Origin of the sequence: Paenibacillus sp. DRB1-1 (genome assembly GCF_052119485.1) — a bacterium.
Classification (GTDB): Bacteria; Bacillota; Bacilli; order Paenibacillales; family Paenibacillaceae; genus Paenibacillus; species Paenibacillus polymyxa_B.
The window spans coordinates 5,144,264-5,165,246 of the sequence record NZ_JBODQH010000001.1 but is presented as its reverse complement, the minus strand read 5'-3'; the positions used below and the strand labels follow the sequence as shown (position 1 = coordinate 5,165,246).

The following is a 20,983-nucleotide window of genomic DNA, read 5'->3' as shown; positions in this document are numbered from 1 at the left end:
ATTCTCAGACCGTGAACTGATCCGAGAATACCTTTGATTTGAAGCAAATCCAACTTGCATAAAGCAATACTTGCTAATTCCGATTGTGACGTCCACGATTGGAGTTCGAATGACCGTTAGAATTGCCTTCCTGAGTTCCATCGGTTGTGCCTTCAGGCGTAGATGCATCCGTGTTTTCTGGATTTACCATAGTATCTTCATTAGAAATACCTGCATCCGGCGTAGTAGTCTGACCATTTCCCTGATTAGTATCGTTTCCATTGCCGGAATTGCCACTAATGTTACCTGTGCCTCCAGCACCATTCCCATTAGTATCTCCAGGAGATACCGGAACCTGACCTGAGCCATTATTGTTATTGGTACCGCCAGGAGATGTATTTCCCTGATCTGTACCGTTTTGTCCGTCTGTAGCCCCGCCATTATCCGGTAAGGTTCCATTCTCGTTTGGAGCAGTCCCTGGCTGTGGATCAACCGGAGTAGTCTCTGCCGGAATTTCCACACGGATCGTATTAGAAGCCTCGGATTCTTTACCATCCGCCCCATAAGCTACTACATAATATTCATACGTGTTTCCAGCTATAGGAGACGTGTCTTCACCACTCGTGCCCTTCATTGCCTCCATGATTGCCGCAAAGCCTGTATCGGAAGTCCCTTTGCGATACACACGGTATTGTACATTATCCCCCGTAGCCGCAGTCCATGACAACGATACAATTTGGGTGTCCTGACTATAAGACCCGCTCAGTCCGCTTGGAGCGGTAGCCTGAACCGGCTCTTCTGGCTTCTGCTCAACTGGTGGTTCATATCCCTTCGGCTCGCTGAATTTCGTAACCGGGTGTCCCTTGAGAGCTTCACCCATGACCCTTCCGAAAAAGGCTGCCGACTGCCCACTGTAGTTTCTCAGCATATGCTTGCTGTCCGGCTTGTCATACCCCATCCATACCGCTCCGGTATATTCCGGTGTATAACCGACAAACCAGATGTCCCGGTTACCACTGTTACCGCTAATTCCACTTTGGGTCGTACCCGTTTTACCAGCTACAGGCCAGTCAATACGTGCTTTACGACCTGTACCGCTATTGACTACATTTTGCATCATTTGTGTCATTTCATAAGCCGTTTTTTCACTCATTACAGATTTAGTTTCCTCTTCATGAGTATAAACAACTTGATCATCACTATTGTTAATTTGCTTAATAGAATAAGCTTTTTGGAATTGTCCTTTATTAGCAAAAGCGCTGTACGCCTGGGCCATTTCAAGGGTATTCGTTCCTCTGCTTAATCCACCCAATGCGATAGCAAGTGAGTGATCATTTTTGTCCATCGGAATGCCTACGCTCTCGGCAAATTGAACCCCTTTTTCCACACCAATTTGGTTCAGCAACCATACAGGCGGAATATTTTCAGACTTCGTAATGGCGTCGAGCATGCTGATGGTCGACGAGTAACCATGCAAGTTTTTCGGACTGTATCCGTTAAAACTCTGGCGTTCGTTACTCAAAGGGGTATCCATCGTAAACTTACCGGATTCAAGAGCTGGCGCATAGGCTACAATCGGCTTAAAGGCCGATCCTGGCTGTCTGCGGCTCTGTGTCGCACGATTGAAGGTTCCCTTTTTGTAATCCCGTCCGGGTGCCATTGCGGCAATTCCACCTGTCTGGTTGTTAATAATGACCATCGAGGCTTGAACAGGCTGATCGTCAGGACTTTTTTCGAACATGTCATCATCTGCCATCGCCTGATCCAGCGCATTTTGAGCCTGGGCATCCATTGTGGTATGAATTTTGTAACCGCCAATAATCAGATCATTGCCGCTAACTCCTGGCAGTGCATCCTCTGCCTCATCCATGACGTATTCCATAAAATTTTGATACTTTTGAACTTTTTCCGGCTGTTTGTAATCGTAATTTACAGCCTTGGCTTCTTCCATCTCCTGCTTTCCAATCATTCCCTGCTCAAACATCAGCTGGAGAACCACAGCACGCCGGGCCTTTGAATTTTCCGGGTTACTAATCGGATTATACTTGGATGGCCCTTTCGGAATAGCTGCCAGTGTAGCGACCTGCCACAATTTTAATTTATTCAAATCCGTTTGCCCAAAATAGCCTTCCGACGCTGCCTTAATTCCAGAATACGAGCGTCCAAACCAAATCCGGTTCAGGTAGAGTGTAATAATTTCATCTTTAGTCAAATTCCGCTCCAACGCCATTGCGATGGATACCTCTGTCGCTTTACGGAAAAAGGTTTTGTCACGTGTCAAAAACAAGTTTTTGGCCAGCTGCTGAGTCAGCGTACTGCCGCCCTCCACCGCCGAACGGGCCACGATATCCTTAACGGCTGCCCGGCCGATAGACCAAATATCAACCCCTTGATGCTCCATAAAACGCTTATCCTCGGTTGCAATAAATGCTTTTTTGAGCAACGGTGGAATTTCTTCACTTTTGACAGGATCGCTTTTTTGCACAGACAACTCACCCATGAGCACACCGTTGCGGTCATAAACCTTCGATGTCTCGTTCACTGTAATTTTGTCCTTGTTGGCTTTGTAAATTTTTTCGCCATTAACCATAACAAATAAATATCCACCAAGTGCGCAAAATATGGCTAACGCCGCTGTAATAAATAGCGTCCACCCCACTCGCTTACCTGTTATTTTCTTTTTCTTGCCCTTCGGCTTCTCTTTAGATGTGTTTCTATTGCGATTGCCGGATCTGGACAATGAATCGTTTGGCATTCCCCTGACTCCCTTTCGCGAATAATCATATGATACCTAACATAGCTTAAAGCTTGCTGTCGGCAGCATGAAAGTAAACGGAATGAAAAGAACAACCCTGATCAGGTTGCTCCCGGTCACATTCCTATACAGTTAGACGAGACGGACGCCTGAAAAGTTTCATGAACCCGGGCGACCGTCAAGCCGTAATCAGTTATCGCTAGCGTTATCCTGTTGCTGTACAAGCGATACATTGCGTTGCGGTGTAAAGGTGGAGATGGCATGCTTGTAAATCAGCTGTTGCTTTCCATCCGAGTCGATAACAATCGTAAAATTGTCAAATGCTTTAATCGTCCCTCGCACCTGAAATCCATTGATGAGGTATACCGTTACAGGTATAGAATCCTTGCGCAATTGATTCAGAAACGTATCTTGGATATTAATGGACTTGTTCATTTTAGCCGTACCCCCAATAATCATTTGGATTGTTTTGAAGTATATTCAAGGTCTGTCCGGAACTTTCCTGCTATAATTTCGTGTATTCGGGCTGCATGAGCAGAAAAATTTCCGAAATCAGTGACATCTACCCACTGGATATCCTTCATATGGCGAAACCACGAGAGCTGTCGCTTCGCAAAATGACGCGTATCCCGTTTTAGCCAAGTCACCGCCTCTTCCAAAGACACCTCTCCCCGCAGGTAGGAGGATATCTCTTTATAGCCTAGACCTTGCATGGAGATGGCATCGCTTCGCACTCCCCGTTCCATTAAGGAGGTTACCTCAGCAACAAGCCCTTGATCGAGCATCCCGTCAATTCGGTCTTCAATACGTTTATATAGCATTTGCCTATCCATTGTCAAACCTACAATGCAGAGTTGGTAGGGAGATTCCTTTTTTTGACTGGCAAGTTGAGAGCTAAGTGTCGTTCCGCTAACATGGTAAATTTCCAGTGCCCGAACGACACGACGACGATCATTAGGATGCAGACGAAGTGCACTTTCGGGATCAACCGCCTGTAGTCGCGCATGAAGCGCCTCAGCTCCAAACTGTTCGGCATAGTCAAGCTGTTCCTGACGAAAAGCTTCGTCAGCCCCTACCTCGGAAAACTGGTATTCATAGCAGACTGATTCTACATATAAACCTGTTCCGCCTACGATAAACGGTAGCTTTCCTCTAGATTGTATATCAGGTATGAGACGACGACAGTCTTCCTGAAATTGGGCTACTGAATATGGGTATTCAGGCTCATGAATATCAATTAAATGGTGCTTGATTCCTTCCATTTCCTGTTTGGAAATTTTGGCGGTTCCAACGTCCATATGACGGTATACCTGCATGGAATCCCCGGAAATAATTTCTGCGTCAAATTGTCGAGCCATCTCGATGCTTAGTTTCGTCTTGCCAACCGCAGTCGGGCCAACAAGAACAAGTAGTTTAGGCTTAGGTGCTACTGTCAATATCAATCACTCCGTACACTGTTTTCGTTGTGCCCCGCTGCTCCACACGGAAGCCGAGGCGGGCAAATTCCCCGCTTCCCCGCTTTTCTTTTAATACAATTGTTTTTCGTGCAATCCGTCTCGCATGAATAATACTTTCCTCAATCAACGCGTCTGGGTTAGCCAACCCTCTCAATGGACCAATTGCGCTGGAATCGAGCAACGGATCACGGAACATGGGGTCAAAATAAATAATATCTATACTGCGATCCGGCAAACTACGCAAATAGTCCAAATGATGACCAAAACGAACGTCAATGTTGGAAAAGGCCTGATCTACTTCAGCGTTGCCGGAACGGTAATGCCTCATTCCATCCTTGATTAAAGCGTAGACGGGGAAAGAACTCTCCACAGCCGTAACTTGTCCAGAGCTTCCCGTTCCAATTGAAAATAGAAGAGAATCCGTACCAAGTCCTGCGGTGCAATCCAGCACAGTATCACCCTGGATGAGTCGGGCAGCCGTCAACATCGGGTCAGGCTCACCCTTTAATACCCGTTTGGCACGAATAAAGCCCATACTCGGGTGAAAAACCATCGGTGGTTGTTCTGGGCTAATCAGTCTCACTCCGCCCTGCACCAGTACCAATGCCTGGCGGACTTTGTGAGCCGCGATTAGCTTAGCTACCGATATGCCACGACGAGGGGCATACAGCACCCCTAACTCGGCTGCAAGCAGCTTCGCTCGCTCCATAACCTCAGCCGAGGGGGAATCCCCTGTCGTGACTAGTAATTCGACTTGCTTCTCCCATAGGCTCGACTGCTCTTCTTCACGGTTTTCCCGATCCTGCAACATATATATACTCCCTTACATTACTCTTTTAAACAGCTTCTCTAAATCATATGTGGAAAAGGAAACCACAATAGGTCGCCCATGAGGGCAAGTATATGGTTGTTTGCACGCTGCCAAACGCTCTAGCAGCACGATAGCCTGTTGGTCAGTCAGCTTCTGGTTTGCCTTAATCGAAGCCCGGCAGGAGCACATGATCGAGGCCGCTTCCCGCAGCTTAGCAAGATCAATGGCTCTTTCCTCCAGCACCCATCCGGCCATTTCCTCAATGACATCCGCTTCTTCCCCTTGGGGAAGCCAGTACGGGTAAGAGCTGACACGGAAGGTTTGACCGCCAAAATGCTCCAAATACACCCCCGCCTGTTCAAACCAGTGCAGCCTTGTTTTCAATTTTTCCGTCTCGGAAGGCGTAAAATCCAGTGTAATTGGCAGTAGCAGTTCCTGCGATACTGACTCGGGATTGCCGAATTTTTCATAATAAAATTCATAATTGACTCGTTCATGTGCGGCATGTTGATCAATTAAATACAAACCCTGATCGTTCTGTGCAATCAGATATGTCCCATGATGCTGACCGATTAAATTCAGTTCAGGAAAAGTAGGCAACTCTGGAACTTCTCCCGACACCGCTGCCAATTGCTCGGCATCTAGACGTTGCTGGCGCGGCTTCTGATCTGCGAAATGACGGGAATCCGTAGCGTGTCCCGCAATCGGCGGCATAGAAGATGGGTAAGCAGCAGAAGCAGCCGTTTCCTGTATCCCCCCGCTGTATAAGGAGGATGTGCCTATTGCGGCATTATCTCCTTCGGACGACTGTACAGTCGCTCCATCAGGGAGCGGCACGTCCCCTCTAACTTCACTCCCGTTGTTTTCTTCTATAAAATCTGCATCCAGTTCATCATCACTAATACTTTTACCTGAAAGGTTGTTTGCCCGTCCAATGGCTGAGAGGCTATCCCTGCTCGGACGTTGCTCACGCTCCTGGCTACCTCTATTATTCTCTTCGTTTCTGTTCAAGTAATTGGATTGGCGCGGTACCTGGCTCTCCGGCGAAGTCACGGAAAGTGGTAGTGCTCCCCCTCGGTCTTTGCCGGAAGGAGCATCCCCTTCCGCACCATTTCCCTTCGAGAAGTGAAACTGTTCCTGCACAAACGAGCCACTGTTCTTGCCACCGATCTCGCGCTTGACTGCCTTCGGAATCAGCACTTGTTGCCCTAAGACAGCTTTTACCGAATCTTCAACCAGCTGAAACAGTTCAGCTTCTTTGCTGAACCTTACCTCCAGCTTGGCAGGATGAACGTTAACATCCACCAAAGAAGGATGCATTTCCAGTTGGATCACAGCCAGCGGAAAACGATTGATTGGCAACAAGGTATGATACGCCTTGAGCAACGCCTGATTAAGCCCGTAGCTTCGCACAAAACGTCCATTCACTACCGTCGAGATCGCATTTCGATTTGATCTCGTCCACTCTGGACGGCTGACATAGCCGCTAATTCGGTAATCGAGGCTCTCTCCTGCCAGCAGCAGCATGGATTTCGCCGCAGAAGTTCCGTAAATAGCGGCAATCACCTGCAGCAAATCACCATTACCCAGCGTTTGCAGCAATGTATTGCCATTATGCCGCAATGTGAAGGCTACTTCTGGATGCGAAAGCGCCATTCGATACAATACATCCGAAATGTGACCCAGCTCGGTCTGGATTGTTTTCATATATTTCAGCCGTGCAGGTGTATTATAAAACAGCTCCCGCACGGTAAAATCCGTCCCTTGTCTACTAGCAGCATCCTCGTGAAGCAACAACTTACCGCCCTCAATCACCAATCTACGGGCACGTCCATCATCTCCGGCTGCTGTAAGCAACTCTACTTTTGATACAGCCGCAATACTTGGCAACGCCTCTCCTCGGAAGCCGAGACTTGTGATCTGAAACAGGTCGCGACCATGTCCAATTTTGCTTGTCGCGTGCCGATAGAATGCCGTTTCCACATCTTCGGGCTCAATGCCACTTCCATTATCCGTCACCCGGATACTTTGCAGGCCGCCCTCTTCTACCCATACGTCCACCCGCGTACCGCCTGCATCAATCGCATTTTCCACCAGCTCCTTCACGACGGAGGCTGGACGTTCCACGACCTCACCGGCAGCAATCTGGTTCGCAATATGTTCATCCAGTACCCGAATTTTAGACATCCTTTTAACCTCCTCCTGACTTCAAAGTGTGATGAAAAATAAGAATAATGTCACTTATTTTAACTACAGGCCATTGGCCTTGTTTTTTAGATCATTTAATAGCTGCATTGCCTGTAAAGGAGTCATATTCATGACATCAGCATTTTTCACCTTGCGCAAAATTTGGCGCACAATCGGATTAGCCTCTACTGTCTCTGCGTGTGGCTTGGAGGCGGCAAGCTCCTGCTCTCCGAAAATGGACAGCTGTACTACTTCGGTTGCTCCTTGCTCCAACGTGCTGGAAGTTTCCACCGTCTGCAGAGTATCTTCTTTTACCAGGGTGGCCTGCTGTGATAAAGACTGAGCTGATGGTGCAGTTTCTCCGCTTTCTCGCAATGTCTGGCCTGAATTAAATTCGGTCAAAGAAGAAATATCCTCTGTCCCTGAAACTGTACGAAGATCAGTCCCTTCCTTCCCTCCTACTACTGTCTCCGTACCTGCCGTTACTTGAGCCGCTGCCTGTTCAAAACCATTCAGCAGTCCATTCGCTCGCTCAATAATGTTATTGGGCAAGCCTGCAAGCCGAGCACAATAAATACCATAGCTACTGCTAGCCGCTCCCGGTATGAGCTTGCGCAAGAAATTCACCTTGTCGCCGCTTTCCTGCACGGCCATAGAGTAATTTCGCAGTGAAGACAGGCCTTGCTCCAAATGCGCCAGCTCATGGAAATGCGTGGATACCAGCGCCTTACAGCCGATCGTGTCATGGACAAATTCGATGACTGCCTGTGCAATTGCCATTCCTTCACTGGTGGACGTACCTCGTCCCAGTTCATCAATAATGATCAAGCTTCGCGGAGTTGCCTTGTCCGTCATTACTTGGATATCTGCCATTTCGACCATAAACGTACTCTGCCCGCCGATGAGATCATCCGCCGCGCCGATCCGTGTGAAAATGCGATCCAGCATTGGCACCTTGGCACGTGCAGCAGGGACAAAGCAGCCAATTTGAGCCATAATCGCAATAAGTGCAACCTGACGCATATACGTACTTTTCCCAGCCATGTTCGGCCCAGTGATAAGTAGAATATGTGCATCGGCTTCCTCCAACACCGTGCTGTTTGCGATAAAACCGCCATCTTTCATTACGGCTTCCACCACGGGATGGCGACCCTGCTCCACTACGAAATCATATCCTGTAGTCAGCTCAGGTTTCACGAATCCCCGTTCCGAGCTAACCGAAGCCAGCGACTGATACACGTCAATTTCAGCCACTTGCTCTGCCAGCTTTTGCAAACGTGGAATTTCAGCGTTCAGTTTACTGCGAAGCTCGGAGAAAAGCGTGTACTCCAGATCAACCATTTTATCCTCGGCTTCCAGAATTAGAGATTCCTTTTCCTTCAACTCCGGTGTAATATACCGTTCCGCATTCGCCAACGTCTGTTTGCGTTCATATCGACCTTCCGGTAATGAAGCCAAATTGGATTTGGTCACTTCGATATAATAACCAAATATTTTGTTGTATCCAATTTTAAGTGACCGAATGCCGGTTGCTACGCGTTCCTTGGCCTCTAGCTCAGCGATCCAACGCTTACCGTTCACACTCGCCTCGCGCAGTTCGTCCAGACGCTGATGGTAGCCTTCCTTAATAAGACCTCCGTCCCTTACGGAAATCGGCGGTTCATCCGCCACCGCTTCCTCAATTAACGTGCACAGGTCTGTACAGCTATCCAACGTTTGTGCAATTCGTCTCAGCGTCTTCGAAGGAGATTCAGCGCACAGCTCGCGTAAAGACGGAATTCGGGCCAGCGACAGCTTGAGGGCGATCAGATCACGTGCATTAGCACTACCAAAGGCGATCCGTCCAACCAGACGCTCCAGATCATAAATCTCTTTAAGCTGAGCACGTACATCCTCTCGGAAAATAAACTGGTGGTATAGCTTGTCCACCGCCTCCAAGCGCTCCTCAATAAGATTGCTGCTCAACAGCGGCTTGTCAATCCAACGACGCAACAGACGCGCTCCCATGGAAGTCTCTGTGCGATCCAACAGCCACAGCAGCGAGCCTTTCTTGGCGCGTTCACGTACCGTCTCCACCAGTTCCAGATTCCGGCGGGTAAATGGATCCAGGATCATAAAATGGTTTGGCTCATATACCGAAATTTGGGTCAATTGGCCTAACGATCTTCTTTGCGTTTCATTCAAATAGGAAATTAGACGTGACACGCACCGTCTGCGTTCCTCCGTAAGCCTTGCCCACGTGGGTTCCCCAAATTGATCCCGAACCAGATCATCCTTGGATTTGTCCCAAGACGTATACACAACGCGCCGTCCAACGGGGGACATACGGGATGTCACAAAATCGAGCAGATGACCATCCCCCAACATTTCGGACGGCTCATAAATGTTAATTTCATCTAGTAGCCATTCTTTCGAATCAGGCACAGAGGTCACATACAATTCACCTGTTGACAAGTCGCACGCCGCCAGCGCCAGCATCCCGTCCGTCTCTGTGACACATACCATGTAGTTGTTGGATTTGTCACCCAGCACCTTGCCTTCCATTACCGTACCCGGGGTCACAACGCGGACAATATCCCGCCGCACCATCCCCTTCGTAGCTGAGGCTTCCTCCATTTGCTCACATATGGCCACTTTATAACCCTTCTCAATGAGGCGCTGTATGTAATTTTCCGCTGAATGATAAGGTACGCCGCACATCGGAATTTTCTCCGTGGCACCACCCTCACGACCCGTAAGTGTAATTTCCAGCTCCTTGGATGCAAGAATTGCATCATCGAAAAACATCTCGTAAAAATCTCCCAGGCGGAAAAACAAAAATGCATCTTTGGCCTGCTCTTTTATGGATAAATATTGCTCTATCATCGGTGTATATTTGGACATACCGTTTACTAACCCCCACACTTTGTTCCGTTTAAACTTATAATTATCTCTCATTATATCAAAAATGACAGTCGATAACATGAAACCATTCCTGGTGTCGACACTTGGTTTTACATAAGCTTCCAATACGGGCGCAAATCCCGTGATTCATCCCACTGTTTCCCCTTGCGGAGGCTGTCCAGCAATGGCGCTACATAAGCTTCATATTGCGAGTATATTTCCAGTGAAACCATGTCCAAAATAAGAGGTTCCATATACTCCTTAAGGACAAGTTGATTTCCTTCATAAAAGGCTCTGTGAGCCTCCTCCTCACCTAGCGGCCTACGTTGCAAACGCGGGTATTGAGAGGCAATGAGAAACGCCATGCCAATCACACCTTTCGCCAGCTGTGGTGAGATAAGAAAACTGGGCAGTGTACGATATTCAAAGCCTCCATACGACTGACGGCGAAAATCACCTAAATTGCCATAATGCGGTCTGCGCCGAGCCGCACGCTTGTCTTCCAGTAGCGCCAAAGGCAGTGCCAAATAGTTATCCAGTGCCCGGAGCAAGGCACCATTTAGCGAAACCCCGCTGAAATGAAGATGTCCGCCTAGCGGAAAACCCGGTTGCGGCATCCCCCCTGCCTGCCAGATGAGTGTGCGGTCGGCAATGCGCCGGGCTGCTGTTGCAAAAGCTTGACGCAGGTGCTTCAACAGACGGGCCGGATCTCCACTCGGCGCAGGACGAAGCTCAGCGACTGGATACAGTGTTCGTCCTCGACGAGTAACAGCATCGCAGCCGGCTATGCCGAGACGACCCAAATATCTTGAGGCCGGAACGACCCGTCCCTCGGGCATACGAACCAGCACAAATTCAGGGTCCATTCCGATGAGCAGTCGATCTCTTCCTCGTTGCGCTGAAAGATTCTCACCCTCAACATCCCCTTCGCGCGCAGCAATTTCATATAATGTGGCCAAACGTCTATCGTTCAGCCATGGCTGTGCCGAGATTTCGCGCACCTGACAGCTGCGCTCCCCCAGCGGCGTCAGTACTACCTCACCACTGTCCAAACCCAGTGTGTACAACGCTCGTACAGCCAGCCGCTCCATCCGGACATAAAGCGGTGAATGTTGATCCAGTTCAGACAGATCGTATGCGCGGACTTTGGAAGGCCCTTCGATGGCACGTCTACGAATTTCCAACACTCGCAGTTGATGGATTTGCACCGCGTAACCTATCGTAAAATCTGCTATACTGCTATCCATCCACTGCACCGCTATGCCTGAACGCTCCAGTCTACGCTTTTTTTCATCATTTGGCATCTGTCTGAAGCGTATGAGCGCCTGTCCCGGCTGCTGCATCATATTCCCCCCTACGGACTACGTACGGATTTCAACCCACAACAACAAAAAAGGAGGGCCTTTGCCCCCTGCGCAGAATCAGCCGGCGCAAAGAGTAAAGCGGCCCTCTTTTTGGTTACTTCTGTCAGAGCTCGTCGTCAATGAGGTCGGGGTCGAGCTCCTCATAGTCCCCCTCTTCCGCTCCAAAATCAAAGTCTTTGTCAAAATCATCGCTGCTACCATTCGGGAATACTTCTACAACAATCTTCGTTTCCGCCACCAGCTCCACCGCAAATTCCCGCTCGACCCGGATCATTACGCTGCCACCTCCAGAAGACACACTGGCCTCGACGCAACTCGGCTCCTGTGTAGCTTCGGCGGATACTTCCACTGTAGACGCCCGGTGCTTCGGATCAAGATACGAGAGCGGCACATTTTCCACGTACGACACCGTTTCCTTGGCCACATCGGTCTGCGAGTTTTTATCGTATGAGTACCAAATATTGATATCATACGTCCCGACGACCTCAATGCCGTCCCCCGCCGCCACAGCTTCATACTGGTGGTTAATAATCCATGCCCCTAAAATGCTCGTCGGATTATTCGGCGGAGTTACGGTATGGGTTACGGTAGAGAATCTGCGACCTTTACCACAGATCGCTTTGGTAATAATCTCTCTACGATTTTTATGACTTAATGCCATTCTTGAACCTCCTCCATACAATCAATCATTCCATACATATGTATGCAGGTTGTAGGCGAATGTTGAGTGAATAGGCGAAAAGGAAAAAATATTATTTGTATAAGCATATGCCGCGATGGCTTGAACTCATGCACGCCAATGTGTTACATGCTGATCAACGATCTGTAAAAATTCACTAAGAGCCGGGGATTTCCACTTTTTCGTGTGATAGGCGACCTGAGTAGCCACCTGCTGTTCACTGTCATCCCAGGCTAAACGCGCCATTTTACCTTCTCGCAGCTCATTTTGTACCGTAACCAGCGGAAGCAGCGCAATACCCAATCCAGCCATGACACACTGCTTGATGGCTTCAATACTCCAAAATTCCAGGCTAGGGTCTGAAAAAATACCGTGTTTATTCAAATACTGCTCAAAAAGGATACGGTACGTACATCCTGCCTCCGTATGCAAAATGGTTTCGTCCTTCAAGTCAGCAGGCTCTACCCGGGTATAGGTAACCAGCGAATGCTTAAGTGGAGCAACCAAGGCCATCGGCTCATGAATAAGCGTGGTGACATTCAGTTCTCTATCCTCCGTCTCAGGCTGAAGCAAAAAAGCCAAATCCAGCTCACCGGAGCGGATCAAATCGCGCAATTCCCAGCATTCGCCGGGTTTAAGGACAATTTTAACCTTCGGATACCGTTCCCTGTACTCACGGATCAGACTCGGTAGACGAAATGCGGCCAGAGACTCTGGTGCTCCTATCTTCAGCGTGCCCGCCAATTCCGTTTCTGAACGAAGTGCATCCTTAGCCATAGCATGCATCTTGGAAATCTCCTGCGCATAGGGTAGTAGACGTCGTCCGGCATCCGTCAGCATGATTTTCTTGCCAATGCGATCAAAAAGCGGCGTACCCAACTCTGCCTCCAGCGTTTGAATTTGAGCAGTGATACTCGACTGTGCATAATCCAGTATACGCGCTGCTCGCGTAAAACTGCCTGCCTCAACTACATTTAAAAAGGTAAACAAATGCCGCGATTCCATAATCCGCTCCTTCAATCGGTTTTTCCGATGCAAGCAATCGTTATATTCCGTTTTTCCGATAGATTGATTATCTGATAAGCTGGAGAAAATAACAAGAGAAAGAAGGATTTTCTGCATGACAAATGAAAGTAAACTTCAATCCACCATTGGTCTTCCACAGGCCATTGCACTCTATATCGGAGCTGTACTGGGTTCGGGGATATTGATTGTGCCTGGACTTGCCGCCCAAATGGCGGGACCGGCATCGCTGCTGGCATGGGGCTTTATGACCTTGCTCATCCTGCCAATGGCGCTTTCCATGGGTCTTCTATCCGCCAAATTTCCGAATGCGGGAGGGGTATCGCATTTTGTCACGTTGGCCTTTTCACCACGTGCTGGTGCTTATATCGGGTGGTTTTTTCTCATGTCGGTTCCGATTGGGGCACCTGTTGCCGCACTCACCGGAGCCGGCTATATGACCGCAGCCATGGGCTGGGGAGAGGAAAGCCGCATGATGTTAGCCGCTGCTATGCTGGCGGTGGGCCTGATCATCAACTGGATCGGCATGAAGGTCGCGGGACGTATTCAGATCGCTGTCGTCATGGCTATCGTTGCCGTCCTTATATTCGCCATTGCCGCAGCACTTCCTCAAATGGAAACAGTCCACTTCACCCCGTTTGTTCCACATGGCTGGCTCTCCGTCGGTCAAGCGGCCGCGATTCTGTTTTGGTGTTTTATCGGTTGGGAGGCTGTGTCCCATATGTCAGAGGAATTCACTAATCCCCAGAGAGCAGCCGTTAAAGGCGTGACCATTGCAGCCGTCATTGTTGGTTTGCTTTATTTCTTAACTGCGCTGGCTACTGTGGGCACACAAAGTTACCTTGCAGGGGATTCGGATGCTTCGCTCGTATGGGTGATTAGTCGGGCTATCGGGCCATGGGGCGCGATAATTGCAGGCTTGACGGGTATCTTCATTTGTACCGCTACTATTATTGCTTATGTTGGTGCCGCTTCACGTGTCGCTTATGCTTTATCCCGGCAAGGACAGGCCTTTCGCTGGATGGGCATGTTATCCCAACGATTCCATACCCCTATCGGTGGCATTGCTTTTCTTAGCGTCTGCTTCGTGATCATTATGGTGTTGTACGGTAGTGGTACTGTTTCACTCACTAACCTGATCCAGTTCCCGAACGCCACCTTTATTCTGACCTATCTCGGAGGTTGTGCAGCAGGAATTAAGCTTCTGCGTGGTAGTCGCTGGGGGGTTTCCATTAGTTGGATATCGTTCATCTCTACGGCGATCGTTTTCCCCTTTGTCGGATGGGCTATGCTGTACCCTTGCCTGATCACCGCTGTCTTATGGATCACAGACCGAATTCGGCACAAACGGACTTTCAGTCATCCGGCTTCTACCATCACTGAACAAGAAAAGGCTACTGTCCGTCATGGATAGTAGCCCCTCAAGGCCTTTACTCTAATTTTTCACTGGAGTAGGGGCCTTGTCCTTTTTCGCAATTTTCAAATACTGATGAAGCTCATGTGTAAGCTGCAATAATGCCGAACGAATCTCAAATTCCTCCCGGGTTGCGGGAAGCTCCATTGCTTTAAATTCTTCACGAACCTGCTCCAGCAGCTTCTCAGTCTGTCCCGTATAATGTCCAGCCAAAACGTCATTGCTAAGCTGGTCGAACAGCTCGGCCAGAAGCTTGGCCTGCGGCATATGCTGATACATTTGTGCGATCAACTGCATCATGTTTTGGATCGAATCCAGCTGTTCTTTTCGCATATAAAAATACACATTCCAGCCCTCTTGGGGACGAAGCATCTGATTTTCCAAGGAACGCCCCGCCTCCGTGACCCCTTTGGCTATCACACTGTTCGCTTCAATAACTTCCTTGCCATCCCATATGTATGCTGGACTACGCAGCGTATTGGCCATATTTCTGAATATAACAGAAAATGTCCGATCCACTTCCTGCCGAATCTGTTGCATTGTATTATCAGAACCCGGCATATAGGCTAAATTGACAATCATCGCGGAACCCAGTCCAATCACTAGCAGAGCTAGCTGGGTCAGCAGTACCTCCATATCAATCACGCCGCCGCTGAATACGCGGAAAACCACGACCGAGCCGGTGACGATCCCTTCTTTAAAACCCACCCGTACAATGACTGGAAACGCCGTTAAAATATATAATGCTAGTACCCAATCATGAAATCCGAATACCACAAACAAAACACAAGCAAAAAGAAGCCCCACGACGGATGCAAAAAATCTCGCCGAAATGGTACGGAGACTTCTCTTGCGTGTGACATCCACCCCCAAAATCGCTAAAAGCCCTGCTGAGGTGGCTCCATGAATGCCAAAACCCTCCGCAATAAGTACGGCCATTAATGCGGCAATAGCCGTTTTAATCGTACGAAAGCCCATGAAAAAGTTCTGTCCTCTCTAGATGAAATCTGTTTTCACATTTTCATAAATATTAAGTATTTCATTTTCATGGTACTTTATTTTCATGTTTTACACAAATGTTCAGAAATTTTATTGTTACCGATGAGGACGACCGGAAAGCAGACGATGCTCCACATACACGACCGCCTGATACATCAGTGTAGCTACGACAGCAATGATCAACAAGCTGGACATAACCAGCGTGAAATTGAACACCTGAAAACCATAGATAATCAAATAGCCTAAGCCGTTTTTGGCCACCAGAAATTCACCAACTATCACGCCAACCCATGCCATACCGACATTCACTTTCAGCGTAGAGACGATTGCAGGAAAGGATGCAGGTAAAATCACCTTTTGAAACGTATCCCGGCGTGATCCGCCAAACGTGCGAACCACTTTGATCAGATTCGAATCGACTTCTTGAAAGCTGTTGTATACGACTAGTGTCGTAATAATGACCGTAATGGAGAGGGTTGTCATTAGGATAGCAGTAAATCCCGCCCCAAACATGACGATAAAAATTGGACCTAGCGCCACCTTAGGCATACTGTTGAACACGACCATATAGGGATCAAGCACCCTCGACAAAAACGGTGACCACCAAATAAGTACAGCGAGCAACGTACCTAACAGTGTACCGAGTAAAAACCCCGCCATCGTCTCTCCCACGGTGACACCTACATGTCCCCATAATTCACCACTGACCGCATCCTTACCGATCTGGGTGAAAATTTTGCTCGGATAGCTGAACAACAGCACATCAATCCACTTCAAACGGCCTGCAATTTCCCATAAGACAAACAAAAGCAGTAAAATAGCTGTCTGTACACCTGTCACTAACCATCGTTGCGAACGCCTACTACGTAAATACGCCTGATGTAGTCCTTGAATCCAACGTTGCTCAAGCTGATCCGCTTCGTCCTTCATACGTTAACTCACTCCTTTGCTCCCGAAGCCTCCAGTTCACCCCATATTTCATGAAAAAGCTCATTAAAACCCGGCTGCTCGCGTGCATAAAAAGGCTGAGCTTTTCGGATGCAATCCGGAATCTCGAAGGTACGTCGGACATGACCAGGATTTCGACCCATCACTATAATCCGGTCACTGACCGCAATGGCCTCGGCCAAATCATGTGTGACTAAAATAGCCGTCTTTCTCCGCTCGCGCAAGGTTTCCGCAATCAGATCTTCCAGCTGTAGCTTGGTTTGATAATCTAGCGCGGAGAACGGCTCATCCAGCAGCAGCAGTCCCGGATTGGTCGCCAGCGTCCGTACCAGCGCCACGCGCTGGCGCATTCCCCCAGACAACTGGGACGGATGCAGATGCTCCTTCCCTCCCAGACCCATGCCTTCCAGCAACAGCCGTGTCCGCTCACGCGCAGCTTCATCCACTCTGTTGCCTAGTTCCAGACCCAACAATGCGTTATCCATTATCGTCCGCCATGGGAACAGATAATCCTGCTGCAGCATGTAACCGACCTCTGGACTCGGACCACTTACCGGCTGACCTTGCAACATGACTTGGCCTGCCGCTGGACGCAGCAGCCCCGCGATCATGGACAGGATTGTCGTTTTGCCGCAGCCGCTTGGACCAACCAAACTGACAAACTCCCCTGTCTCTACGGAAAAATCAATGTTCTCAACCGCCAGCGAAGCTTCACGATCCGTTACATAGACATGCGTCACTTGCTCCAGTCTCACCATCGGGATGGTCGCGTCTGAAGTTAGGCCACTCCGTTCCTCCATCATGACGAACCTCCAGCACCGACACCTGCATCCGTAGATTCAGTTGTGTTCTTTTTCACAGGCGGTTCAGTATTCCTGGAAGAGTTTGACGAAATCGCTTGTTGTGCAAAGCTTGGGTTCACTAGCTTATCTAGTACAACCGGACTTTTAAGCTCCCCTGCCGAGGTCATGACATCCTGTAAGTTCTTCCATTCCTTTTCCTCAATCATCGGGTTCAAAGCATAGGTACTCTGTTCCTTATATCGTTTGATACTACTTGTCAAAACAGCTAAATCTGTATCTTTAAAATAGGGCGTGATTGCTTCAGCAATCTGTTCAGGTGAATGCGTAGCAATCCACTGTTGTGCCCGATATACAGCATTTGTAAATTTCTGTGCAGCCTCGCTATTTGTGTTCAGGTAGCTTTGCTTAGCCATATATACCGTATACGGCAACTCGCCGCTCTCCACACCGATAGAGGCAACTACCCGTCCACGGCCTTCCTTTTCAAAAATAGATGCCTGTGGCTCAAACAGCTGCACATAATCCCCTGTACCAGAGCCGAAAGCAGAGGCAACATTAGCAAAATCAATATTTTGAATCAGCTCCAGATCCTTATGAGGATCAATGCCGTGTTTGCGAAGCGTAAATTCAAGTGACATTTGCGGCATTCCGCCCTTGCGTTGCCCCAAAAAATTTTGTCCTTTCAGCTTTTCCCACTCAAAGCTATCCTTCGTTTGACGGGCAAACAAAAAGGTACCATCCTTCTGTGTCAGTTGAGCAAAATTAATGATGGGGTCCTCTGCTCCTTGCTGATACACATAAATAGATGTTTCCGCGCCGATCAGCGCGATATCCGCCTGATTGGACAACAACGCCGTCATCGCCTTGTCACCCCCGGGAATCGTTGCCAATTGGACATCCAGTCCCTCCTGAGCAAACATTCCCTGACTCAAGGCTACATACTGCGGCGCATAAAAGACCGTACGGGCTACCTCTCCTAGTCTGATCTCAATCGTCTGCTCCCCTCCTTTGGGAGTGCATCCACTGAGCAACAGTAATCCGAGTAGTGCCGCAGCCACCACTGCTTTGAAACGAGCGCCGTTTTTCATCCTTGTTCCCTCCCCACTTTTTTACATCGGTTGACTTCATATATTGTTATGCGACTGTCGATATATTGGTTAATCGCACAAAAAAAACCCGCGTTCGCCTAGGAACGCGGGTTAGATGCATATATGATTATTTTATAGTTTCTAAATCACAGCTTGTATATAGAGGTATACTTCTCTTCCAGATAGTCGGCGAGATAATCCGGGTTCAGCTCTTCACCTGTAATGGCTACAATCAACTCGGATGGCGTCCGACTCTTGCCGTAACGGTAAATACGTTCGGTCAGCCATTGCTTGATCGGCTCAAGTTCCCCAGCAGCAATTAATTCATCCAGATTGGGCAACTCTTTGCGTAATGTCGCCAAAATTTGCGCTGCATACATATTGCCAAGCGAGTAGGAAGCAAAATAACCAAAATCACCACCGGACCAGTGAACGTCTTGAAGTACGCCCAGTCCGTCATTCGGTGGTAGAAGCCCCAGGTATTCCTTATATTTCGCATTCCATACCTCGGGGAGACGCTTCACATCCAGCTTTTCATTAAACAGCATTTTTTCAATTTCATAACGGATAATGATATGTAAATTATATGTTAGCTCATCCGCTTCAATACGAATCAGTGAATTTTCTACACGGTTGACTGCCTGGTAGAATTGCTCTGCCGTAACCTTCGCCAAACGATCAGGAAAATGCTGTTGCAAATCATCGTAATACCGATCCCAAAAAGCACGACTGCGTCCGATTTTATTTTCCCACAAGCGCGACTGGGATTCATGAATCCCCATAGAGGTTCCTCCAGACAGTAGTGATCCTGCCAGCTCTGGAGCAATATTTTGTTCGTACAGTGCATGGCCTCCTTCATGCAACGAACTGAAAATAGCACTGGTTACATCATCTTGCAGATAATGAGTTGTTATACGCACATCACCTGGATTTAATCCTGTTGCGAAAGGATGTACACTCTCATCCAAACGACCTGCGTCAAAGTCATACCCCATCTGTCCTAAAATGAACAGGCTGAACTTCTCTTGCTGCTTCACATCAAACACACCATCTAAAAAGCTCTTATCCGGCTGGTTCGATGAAGCCTGAATTTTAGACAATAGGGGCACAAGGCGCTTTTTGAGACGATCAAACACAGCATCCAGCTTTTCAACCGTCATCCCCGGCTCATATTGATCCAAAAGCGTGTCATACTCTGTATCCTTAACACCCCAGTAGCCGATAAACTCACGCTTCATGTCTACGATTTTAGACAAGTACGGTTCAAATCCGGCAAAATCGCTATGTTCCTTTGCGTCCTCCCACTTGCTCTCTGCCTGTGCTGCAAGAATGCTATACTCCCGATATCGGTCTGCCGGAACCGAACGATTCAGTTCATAATTTTTACGGCATTCCTCCACCAATCTGCGATCATTGTCCTCCAGTTGCTTCAGCTTGTCTTCTGCGGCAAAAAATTGCAGCAATTGTCCCATTTCATCCGAGATCATCAGCTTGAACATTTCAGTGGACAGCATACCTAACGTCTCCGACCGAATGTCAACGCCCTTTCGCGGAGCACCAGTCCGTAAATCCCAGTGCAGCAGACCTACTGCTTCGCCATAACTACTGATTTTGTGTGCAAGCTCCTTTAAAGCCGTCAATTGATCCAACGTCTGTTGCGCCATATTTGAGGTCACCTCTTTAACTTAAAATGGTTAAAACTTTACAATACCTATACTTGATGATACTTATATTAAAAAGTATAATCAACACACAACATGTACGACCAGCTCCTAAGACCTGAAATAAACGTTGGGCTGTACATATCAAACTTTATAAGAACCTGGAGGGAACAATCGTGGATCACATCAAAGACATTTTAGAGTACAATCGTGTTTTCGTAGAAAACAAAGAATACGAGGCCTATAGAACGGGCAAGTTCCCCAATAAAAAAATGGTCATTATCACCTGTATGGATACACGGCTAACAGAGCTACTCCCTAAAGCCATGAACCTGCGTAATGGTGATGTGAAAATCATCAAAAATGCGGGTGCGATTATTTCACAGCCCTTTGGAAGCGTAATGCGCAGTGTACTAGTCGCCCTGTATGAGCTGGGAGCAGACGAAGTAGTGGTCGTGGGCCATTATGAATGCGGCATGGCTGCATTAAATGCAGACCACATGGTCAATGAAATGCTCGATCGCGGAATTTCTCAGGAAGTGCTGAATACATTAGAAAATTCAGGAATTAAGCTAAATAAGTGGTTGAAAGGTTTTGACAACATTGAAGAAGGGGTAAAAACTACCGTGAAGCTTATTAAAAATCACCCGCTTCTCCCCCCTAATGCCCCCGTTCACGGCATGGTTATTCATCCAGATACAGGAGCGTTAACGCTTGTCGTTGACGGGAATGAACAGTAAATAGGATATGCTTCGGCAGAAAGTTACCAGGTAGTTTAAACTCGCACATACGAGCTTAAACTACCCTTTTTTATGAAAAAAAGCGCATATACGTGGAGAATGACAGGAGCCAATTTTGGCTAACCTGTGAACGACCTGCCTGAAAGTTGTCAAACCATACAGTTTCAGTGTACACTTTTCATGAAGCTGCAG

At 48.2% G+C, this 20,983-nt stretch carries 16 protein-coding genes; 2 read left to right on the top strand and 14 right to left on the bottom strand.

Going from position 1 to position 20,983, the window contains the following annotated elements; genetic code table 11:
* Positions 1–73 precede the first annotated feature (73 nt).
* From ACQW03_RS23080 to ACQW03_RS23040, 9 genes are all read right to left on the bottom strand, one after another.
* Positions 74–2,734 carry a PBP1A family penicillin-binding protein gene (locus tag ACQW03_RS23080; RefSeq protein ID WP_441951901.1) on the bottom strand — a complete coding sequence of 887 codons (2,661 nt, stop codon included), beginning with the start codon at positions 2,732–2,734 and terminating at the stop codon, positions 74–76.
* Positions 2,735–2,923: 189 nt separating this feature from the next.
* The gene (gene hfq / locus ACQW03_RS23075; protein WP_023989043.1) at positions 2,924–3,169 is read right to left on the bottom strand and encodes an RNA chaperone Hfq; all 246 of its coding nucleotides are present in this window, start codon (positions 3,167–3,169) and stop codon (positions 2,924–2,926) included.
* A gap of 20 nt (positions 3,170–3,189) precedes the next feature.
* Positions 3,190–4,170 (bottom strand): tRNA (adenosine(37)-N6)-dimethylallyltransferase MiaA, encoded by a 981-nt coding sequence (gene miaA / locus ACQW03_RS23070; protein ID WP_013310583.1) that lies wholly within the window; start codon positions 4,168–4,170, stop codon positions 3,190–3,192.
* A complete protein-coding gene (locus ACQW03_RS23065; protein WP_441951898.1) occupies positions 4,154–5,002 on the bottom strand; it encodes a class I SAM-dependent methyltransferase in 849 nt (282 codons plus the stop codon). The genes miaA and ACQW03_RS23065 overlap by 17 nt, the downstream gene beginning before the upstream one ends.
* Before the next feature lie 12 nt (positions 5,003–5,014).
* Positions 5,015–7,189 (bottom strand): DNA mismatch repair endonuclease MutL, encoded by a 2,175-nt coding sequence (mutL, locus tag ACQW03_RS23060; protein ID WP_076293088.1) that lies wholly within the window; start codon positions 7,187–7,189, stop codon positions 5,015–5,017.
* 63 nt (positions 7,190–7,252) lie between these two features.
* Positions 7,253–10,072 (bottom strand): DNA mismatch repair protein MutS, encoded by a 2,820-nt coding sequence (mutS, locus tag ACQW03_RS23055; RefSeq protein WP_441951895.1) that lies wholly within the window; start codon positions 10,070–10,072, stop codon positions 7,253–7,255.
* Between the two features lie 110 nt (positions 10,073–10,182).
* Entirely contained in the window at positions 10,183–11,418 is a 1,236-nt protein-coding gene (locus tag ACQW03_RS23050) for a putative amidoligase domain-containing protein (RefSeq protein WP_441951893.1), read from the bottom strand.
* A gap of 121 nt (positions 11,419–11,539) precedes the next feature.
* Positions 11,540–12,097 (bottom strand): outer spore coat protein CotE, encoded by a 558-nt coding sequence (locus ACQW03_RS23045; protein ID WP_013310588.1) that lies wholly within the window; start codon positions 12,095–12,097, stop codon positions 11,540–11,542.
* A 126-nt stretch (positions 12,098–12,223) separates the two neighbouring features.
* A complete protein-coding gene (locus tag ACQW03_RS23040) occupies positions 12,224–13,120 on the bottom strand; it encodes a LysR family transcriptional regulator (RefSeq protein WP_025722048.1) in 897 nt (298 codons plus the stop codon).
* Between the two features lie 115 nt (positions 13,121–13,235).
* Between ACQW03_RS23040 and ACQW03_RS23035 the strand changes: the two genes are divergently transcribed.
* Positions 13,236–14,552 (top strand): amino acid permease, encoded by a 1,317-nt coding sequence (locus ACQW03_RS23035; RefSeq protein WP_441951890.1) that lies wholly within the window; start codon positions 13,236–13,238, stop codon positions 14,550–14,552.
* A gap of 21 nt (positions 14,553–14,573) precedes the next feature.
* Here the strand turns inward: ACQW03_RS23035 and ACQW03_RS23030 are convergent, their stop codons facing one another.
* The 5 genes from ACQW03_RS23030 to ACQW03_RS23010 all read right to left on the bottom strand — a co-directional run bounded on the left by ACQW03_RS23030 (position 14,574) and on the right by ACQW03_RS23010 (position 20,054).
* Positions 14,574–15,530 carry an aromatic acid exporter family protein gene (locus ACQW03_RS23030; protein ID WP_023989050.1) on the bottom strand — a complete coding sequence of 319 codons (957 nt, stop codon included), beginning with the start codon at positions 15,528–15,530 and terminating at the stop codon, positions 14,574–14,576.
* Positions 15,531–15,647: 117 nt separating this feature from the next.
* Complete coding sequence (locus ACQW03_RS23025) at positions 15,648–16,481, bottom strand: ABC transporter permease (protein WP_013310592.1); 834 nt, start codon at positions 16,479–16,481, stop codon at positions 15,648–15,650.
* Positions 16,482–16,489: 8 nt separating this feature from the next.
* A complete protein-coding gene (locus ACQW03_RS23020) occupies positions 16,490–17,302 on the bottom strand; it encodes an ABC transporter ATP-binding protein (protein WP_104496943.1) in 813 nt (270 codons plus the stop codon).
* The gene (locus ACQW03_RS23015) at positions 17,299–18,390 is read right to left on the bottom strand and encodes an ABC transporter substrate-binding protein (RefSeq protein ID WP_220029744.1); all 1,092 of its coding nucleotides are present in this window, start codon (positions 18,388–18,390) and stop codon (positions 17,299–17,301) included. Before ACQW03_RS23015 ends, ACQW03_RS23020 begins: the two co-directional genes overlap by 4 nt.
* Positions 18,391–18,536: 146 nt before the next feature.
* Positions 18,537–20,054, bottom strand: a complete 1,518-nt coding sequence (locus tag ACQW03_RS23010; RefSeq protein WP_220029745.1) for a carboxypeptidase M32 — start codon at positions 20,052–20,054, stop codon at positions 18,537–18,539.
* Positions 20,055–20,227: 173 nt separating this feature from the next.
* Between ACQW03_RS23010 and ACQW03_RS23005 the strand changes: the two genes are divergently transcribed.
* A complete protein-coding gene (locus ACQW03_RS23005; protein WP_023989055.1) occupies positions 20,228–20,791 on the top strand; it encodes a beta-class carbonic anhydrase in 564 nt (187 codons plus the stop codon).
* Positions 20,792–20,983 lie beyond the last annotated feature (192 nt).

Coding starts and splice junctions, on each gene's coding strand:
- ACQW03_RS23080 (WP_441951901.1), bottom strand. CDS start 2,734: ATGCCAAACGATTCATTGTCCAGATCCGGCAATCGCAATAGAAACACA.
- hfq (WP_023989043.1), bottom strand. CDS start 3,169: ATGAACAAGTCCATTAATATCCAAGATACGTTTCTGAATCAATTGCGC.
- ACQW03_RS23065 (WP_441951898.1), bottom strand. CDS start 5,002: ATGTTGCAGGATCGGGAAAACCGTGAAGAAGAGCAGTCGAGCCTATGG.
- mutL (WP_076293088.1), bottom strand. CDS start 7,189: ATGTCTAAAATTCGGGTACTGGATGAACATATTGCGAACCAGATTGCT.
- mutS (WP_441951895.1), bottom strand. CDS start 10,072: ATGTCCAAATATACACCGATGATAGAGCAATATTTATCCATAAAAGAG.
- ACQW03_RS23050 (WP_441951893.1), bottom strand. CDS start 11,418: ATGATGCAGCAGCCGGGACAGGCGCTCATACGCTTCAGACAGATGCCA.
- ACQW03_RS23045 (WP_013310588.1), bottom strand. CDS start 12,097: ATGGCATTAAGTCATAAAAATCGTAGAGAGATTATTACCAAAGCGATC.
- ACQW03_RS23040 (WP_025722048.1), bottom strand. CDS start 13,120: ATGGAATCGCGGCATTTGTTTACCTTTTTAAATGTAGTTGAGGCAGGC.
- ACQW03_RS23035 (WP_441951890.1), top strand. CDS start 13,236: ATGACAAATGAAAGTAAACTTCAATCCACCATTGGTCTTCCACAGGCC.
- ACQW03_RS23030 (WP_023989050.1), bottom strand. CDS start 15,530: ATGGGCTTTCGTACGATTAAAACGGCTATTGCCGCATTAATGGCCGTA.
- ACQW03_RS23025 (WP_013310592.1), bottom strand. CDS start 16,481: ATGAAGGACGAAGCGGATCAGCTTGAGCAACGTTGGATTCAAGGACTA.
- ACQW03_RS23020 (WP_104496943.1), bottom strand. CDS start 17,302: ATGATGGAGGAACGGAGTGGCCTAACTTCAGACGCGACCATCCCGATG.
- ACQW03_RS23015 (WP_220029744.1), bottom strand. CDS start 18,390: ATGAAAAACGGCGCTCGTTTCAAAGCAGTGGTGGCTGCGGCACTACTC.
- ACQW03_RS23010 (WP_220029745.1), bottom strand. CDS start 20,054: ATGGCGCAACAGACGTTGGATCAATTGACGGCTTTAAAGGAGCTTGCA.